We start from the raw sequence: 2,555 nt of genomic DNA, 5'->3' as shown, positions 1-2,555 counted from the left end.
CGGCGACGGCACCACCGCCACGGTGGAAGGCCGCAACACCTACGACCCCTACGGCAAGGCGGTGTCGCTACCCTCCTGGCAGGGCGCCCCGGTCCCGGTTTCCTACGGCTTCACGGGCGCCCGCCGGGAGGAGTCCACCGGCCTGTACCTGATGCACCACCGCTGGTACGAGCCCGCCACCGGCCGCTTCATCGAGCAGGACCCCATCGGCGAGTCCGGCGGCCTGAACGTCAACGCCTACGTGGGCGCAAGCCCGACGATGTGGGTCGATCCAACGGGGCTGCGGGGCGCTCGGTACGATCCCATGGGTGGTCTCTTGGGAAGTGGTCAGAGTCGAGGTCGAAGCTGGAGCGTGGACGGGATTTCGGTGTCATCCAGCATGGCGGACTTCGTCATGCGCGGGATTCAGGCCATGAACGACGCGCGGGCGTGGCGGATCTCTGTTCAAGCTCGCCCTCCTGGCGGGGACGTACTGATCAGCCAGGCGGAGGCAGACGAGGAGGCGGCCAAGGGGGAGGATGACGAGACGCCGAAGGAGGAATCTGAGGGTGCTGAGGAAGGCGGCGGTGATGCAGTCTCCCGAGAGCGTGCTACCGGCATCCAGAAGTACTATCCGGAGGTCCCGATGCCTTCCGCATCGGAGAAAGGGAGCAGCGGGAGGGTTCACCTCGTCAACTACGCCGGTGTGGAAGGCGAAACGCTGCGAATAGCGGCAGCTAGGCTTCAGGATCTGGTTGACGAGCTTGGGTTTCGTGTTGTGACGCACGACAACATGAGCCCTAGAGTGACGTCCCGATCCGACCACGTGATTGGGTTCGTAACTGTCGATCAGACGTTTCTTGACAGCGAGCGGATTGGAGAACGGTATCTTGGAGCGACTCCCCCGGCCGGGGAGGCGCTTCACGGGCTCTATAGCGAAGTCTATGTTCGCAGAATCGAGAACACCGTAAGTGCATTCCTTGGGAGCGAGATGCATCGGCAACTGGAAGGCGTGTACGAGAGATTTGGATATAGCGACACGCCATATGCGACCGCGTTGGGAAATATGGCAGGGCATGAATTGGGGAACCAGTTGGGATTGCCTTATGACAAGAGGACTGCGGTGTGGTTAAGCCCACCTGCCCCCACCCTTAGGGTGGAGAGTTTCGGGCCAGGCACGCTCATTTCCAATAACCCGCCGCTATGGTGACCAATTATGAGGTATGTTATGACAAAGCGGATCTCGTATCTTCGGTTTTTCGGGATGAGCGCCGTATTATGCATGTTGACGATGGTCATCACTGAGGGCGCAGAGGGGAGCACGGCTGGCAGGAAACTGGAGAATAGGCAAGAAGATTCAATGTCGACTGGCGGAGCTCCGCTGAGAATGACTGCTTGCGAAAGAGCTGTCGCTGGCTACTATCCACAGTTTCCGCATGGCAGTAGGTATGACCCTGCTTCTGTCTCCATTGAGGACAGTATGGCTATTGGAAAGAGGAGATGTCGTCTTGTGGAGGTATATCGGCCTCAGGTCGTATCGCATTGTCGGGGTGCCTGTCCGGTGGCTCTGCCCGACGTCGTTTCGGCTCTCGACATCTGGGTTTGCTTCCGACGGAGTGAGCCAGAGAGGATTGTGCGAGGGATTGAATTGAGGGATTCAGTGCTGGACGTAGATCCTATCGTCGTTTCGCACCTCGCGAGGAAATGTGAGGTTGAGCGGGGCCGAGACGCGTTGATGGACCTGTTTATGACGATCGCACTGGCTGATCAGCAGACCTTCAGGTCAAGAAATGCTGCGAAGCCGCCCTACTGGCGGGTGGTGAAGACGGTGGACGATCTTCCCGCCGGGGCGAGGAAGAAGATACCCGATGAACTGAAGAAAACTCTGGAGCAGGTAGGTCTCTCCCGCGATTTCCGGGAAGGCGTCGTGGCGGAGAGCCGTTGTGCCGTTTCATCGTTGGTAATGGATGACGTGTCCTGGGAGGTTACGTGCTGGGATTTCTTCTTCGCCAGGGATGGTGCCTTGGTGCATGCGGATCTTGTTTTCAATGACATACTGGGTTACAGGATCAACAATCCTTACCGTTCTCCGCGGACGGGTACTTTGTACTTGCCGTAGCAGTCTCGGCATTGTCAGGGCGTGAGGCTGCTTGGCAGCTTGCCTTTTGGAGGCAACCCGAGCACCGGGCACTTCCGGTTTCCGGAGTAGGGCAGCTTCGGGGACCACTCAAACAGAAGATAAAAATGCGCAAGCACAGCGGTCTGGGTCTCCATTTGGACGGCTAGCAGGAGGTGTTCTGCGATTACGATGCGGGCGGCCGACTGCGGATCATGCCCGACGGCCGGGAGCAGCGCACCGGGTACGACCGCCTGAGCCGGGTGGCGAAGACGATCTACGCCAGCACTTCGGGCACATGCAACAGCGGCGGCACCGGGTGCGTGGAGCTGGCGAGCACCTGGGACCAGGCGGGGCGCCGCACGGCGCTGACCGCCAGCCTCGATGGCGCCGATCCCACTCACTACAACTTGACCGTCGGCGCGACCCAGACCCAGAGCTGGCGCTACCTATGAACGGG

3 protein-coding genes are annotated in these 2,555 nt (G+C 60.1%); all 3 read left to right on the top strand.

Going from position 1 to position 2,555, the window contains the following annotated elements:
- A partial coding sequence (locus tag Q9Q40_09670) for an RHS repeat-associated core domain-containing protein (GenBank protein MDQ7007490.1) occupies window positions 1–1,189 on the top strand: 1,189 nt, incomplete at its 5' end.
- A gap of 525 nt (window positions 1,190–1,714) precedes the next feature.
- A complete protein-coding gene (locus Q9Q40_09665; GenBank protein ID MDQ7007489.1) occupies window positions 1,715–2,098 on the top strand; it encodes a hypothetical protein in 384 nt (127 codons plus the stop codon).
- 173 nt (window positions 2,099–2,271) lie between these two features.
- A complete protein-coding gene (locus tag Q9Q40_09660) occupies window positions 2,272–2,550 on the top strand; it encodes a hypothetical protein (protein MDQ7007488.1) in 279 nt (92 codons plus the stop codon).
- Window positions 2,551–2,555 lie beyond the last annotated feature (5 nt).

Source organism: Acidobacteriota bacterium (assembly GCA_030949985.1).
Classification (GTDB): domain Bacteria; phylum Acidobacteriota; class Polarisedimenticolia; order J045; family J045; genus JALTMS01.
This window is presented reverse-complemented; position numbering and strand designations above follow the sequence as displayed.